At 62.9% G+C, this 3021-nt stretch carries 5 protein-coding genes; 1 reads left to right on the top strand and 4 read right to left on the bottom strand.

Annotated features, from left to right (window positions below):
• Positions 1-238 precede the first annotated feature (238 nt).
• From AC2H6A_RS19055 to AC2H6A_RS19045, 3 genes are all read right to left on the bottom strand, one after another.
• A complete protein-coding gene (locus AC2H6A_RS19055; RefSeq protein WP_484275294.1) occupies positions 239-508 on the bottom strand; it encodes a type II toxin-antitoxin system RelE/ParE family toxin in 270 nt (89 codons plus the stop codon).
• Positions 509-511: 3 nt separating this feature from the next.
• Entirely contained in the window at positions 512-748 is a 237-nt protein-coding gene (locus AC2H6A_RS19050; RefSeq protein WP_484275293.1) for a CopG family ribbon-helix-helix protein, read from the bottom strand.
• A gap of 370 nt (positions 749-1118) precedes the next feature.
• Complete coding sequence (locus AC2H6A_RS19045; protein ID WP_484275292.1) at positions 1119-1529, bottom strand: HIT family protein; 411 nt, start codon at positions 1527-1529, stop codon at positions 1119-1121.
• 224 nt (positions 1530-1753) lie between these two features.
• Between AC2H6A_RS19045 and AC2H6A_RS19040 the strand changes: the two genes are divergently transcribed.
• A complete protein-coding gene (locus tag AC2H6A_RS19040) occupies positions 1754-2683 on the top strand; it encodes an HNH endonuclease (RefSeq protein ID WP_484275291.1) in 930 nt (309 codons plus the stop codon).
• Positions 2684-2754: 71 nt separating this feature from the next.
• Here the strand turns inward: AC2H6A_RS19040 and AC2H6A_RS19035 are convergent.
• Positions 2755-3021: LysR substrate-binding domain-containing protein (locus AC2H6A_RS19035; protein WP_484275290.1), on the bottom strand; the 267-nt coding region annotated here is incomplete at its 5' end.

Here is a 3021-nt window from a genome sequence, read left to right as displayed (position 1 = left end):
GGCTCCGCAAGGCGTACTCCGCGCTGGACGAGACGGCGCGCGAACGCGTTGACCGTCTTCTGCTGGGCACGGGCTGCGAGCCCTTGTTCGCGCCGCTCTGAAGCCGAATCGGGAAGGGGGGCGGATTCGGTCCGCACCTCCTGGCCAAGGCCCAGGTCACTTATGGCGACAACGTGGCCGTAGACCTGGCCCGCGTATCTCCCACTCCGATGCCGAGCTCAGGGGCGGACGCAGCCGGTCAGCGTTTTCGGGCGGCGTGGTGCAGTCTCAGGATTTCGACATCATCGCCACGCACCCGATAGATGGCGATGTAGTTCTCGTGCAGGACCAGTTCACGGGTGCCGGGGACCCGGCCTGCCCTGCCCATGCCGGGGTGAGCCTGCAACCTGTTCACCGCGTCCTTGAGCTCCAGCACAAAGCTTGTGGCCCGGCTCGGGCTGTCCGCCGCGATGAAGCCAGCGATCTCGTCAACGGAGCGAAGCGCCGTGCTGGTCCACCGCAGGGCCATTGATCAGGCGCCGTACTTGGCAAACACGCCCTTGACCTGCTCGTCGGTAGCAAACTCGCCGGCGTCGGCCTCCCTGATGCCTTCGTGGATATCACGAATCTGCCAGGACTCCCGCTCCACATAGCGGGTCAAGGCGTCTATGGTCAGGAAGCTCTTGGTGCGTGCCGTCGCCTTGGCCAATTCCTCAATCTGGTGATACAGGGCCTCAGGCAGGCGCACATTGATGGTCCTGGCAGCCATATCTGCAACACTCCGCAGTACTTGTGTTACAGCGCATTCCCCGCCTTACATGACGAAAGTCACAGCGGGAACGGCGTCATCCCTTCGCTCATGCCGGGATCGCCGCGCCGCCGTGCGCCGCCGCCCACAGGCAGGCGTCGGTGCGCAGGGGCAAGCCTGCTGCAGCCCCAGGCGGTCGCTGAGGCCCCTCAAACCCCCCGTATCTCCCACACCGCCGCGGCCGGCGGCCAGCGCGTCGAGCACCTCGTGGCTTTCCTCGACGAGCTTCAGGCCGGGCAGCCGCGCCATCTGGTCGGGGCCCGCGGTGCGCACGGCCAGCGTGCGCCCATCGGCCGCCGCGATGGCGGGGATGCGATCGCGGATCAGCTTCTCAGGGCCGCGAGGGGTCCGCACGGGCGGTCCAGTAATCGGCCTTGTCGGGGAAGATCCAGCGCACCCCGCCGCGTGGATCGGGCTGGTCGCCGGCGTAGCGGGGAATCAGATGGATGTGCAGATGGCCGATGGTCTGGCCCGCCGCCGGGCCGTCGTTGATGCCGATGTTGTAGGCGTCGGGGTGGAACTTGGCGTCGAGGCCGGCGCGGGCCTGCTCGAGCAGGGTGAAGAGATCGGTGCGCTCGTCAGCGGAGAGTTCGAAGAAGCTGGCGATGTGGCGGCGGGGAATGACGAGGGTATGGCCCGGGGAGACGGGGTAGGCGTCGCGCAGGACGAGGGCGAGGGAAGTGGCGAGGAGGATGCGGTCTGCGGGGAGGGTGCAGAAGGGGCAGGGGTGGGAGGGTTGCATGGCGAGAGCGTAACGGAAAGCCTGCGAATCAGGGCTTACGCTCTGCGCCGGCCGGTGGTTTCGTCATTGTTGCGGATGGACTTCGAGAGATAACCGCCAGTGTCCCGGACGTTGCCTGACCAAACGACTGTTCATGACCCTGGAGACAGGCTCTGCAGTTATTGCGAACGGCAAGACTCTGAGCTAGGGTGACACTACAGATTCCGCTTCGCTGGGGCAGTTGCATGACAACCGATTTCGATGCCGACACTCGCTTACGACAAGCTGCCTTTCTTCATATACGCAGACTGACTGAACGACACATCGTTCTCACAAAAACCGAGATCAGCCCGGGGTTTCATTTCGAAGGCCAGAGAATTCCTTTGGTGAATCCTCAGCGAGGGATCTTCAAGCCGCACCAGATGAAGTATCTTCTCTCGATCAAGACCGTTTTTCCACGCCCGGGAACACGGATCTGGTATGACGATCAAACTCGCGTGCATCAGCAAATCTACGACGGGGATGAATCCGTCAACTACGCTTTCATGGGTACAAACCCTGACCACGCGGACAATCGCTGGCTCCGGGAGGCTTGCGAAAACAGAATCCCGATCATCTACTTCCTGGGCATTGCACCAGGCCGGTATCAGGCAATAATCCCGGCGTACATCACCGGCTGGGATGCCAAAGCGCTCAGCGCTCAGGTTGGATTTGGAATAGAAAGTCCGCTCCGGGCAGCAGAGCCGGAAACCGCAATCGAGCGAAGATATGCTCTTCGCACGGTCAAGCAACGTCTCCATCAAGCCTCTTTCCGAGAGGCAGTTATTACCGCCTACCGGGGGCGGTGCGCGCTCTCAGGCCTGCCTGAACCTTCGCTACTGGACGCCGCTCACATCATGGAAGACGGCAACGAAAAGCTCGGCCAGCCCGTCGTGACCAACGGAATTCCGCTTTCGAAGATTCATCATGCGGCATTCGATGCGCACCTTATCGGCATCGATCCAGACTATCGACTGCATGTATCCAAGAGACTTCTCTCGCAAAATGACGGGCCCATGCTGGAGGCGCTCAAGAAACTGAATGGCGAGAAGCTTCGCGATCCGCTCCGAGAGAAAGATCGCCCCGACAGAGACCGATTGGCTGCCCGCTTCGAACGCTTCAAGTTGGCTGCATGAGACCCCAGGCAGACGACTAACGGATACCGAGAGCGAGCGAATGCGAAACCCGGACTGCGAATCGCCCAGCCCTACCCCAGCTCCCTCCCCAGATACTCGAACACCGCCCTCACCCGCTGATTCGTCCTGATCTCCCGGTGCACCACCAGCCATAGCGGCAGCGGCGGTATCCGCAGCCCCGGCAGCACCGGTACCAGATCCGGGTCGGCCTTCGCGAGAATGTCCGACAGAAAGCCGATGCCCATCCCGGCGCGCACCGCGCCCCAGTAGGCAATCCGGTCATCGGTGCGCAGGACGAACTGCTCGCGCCGCACCGTCGTGCCTGCGGCGGCAAAGCC

It is taken from the genome of Quisquiliibacterium sp. (assembly GCF_982640115.1).
The sequence above is the reverse complement of the archived record's forward strand: the minus strand, read 5'-3'. Positions and strand labels throughout refer to the sequence as shown.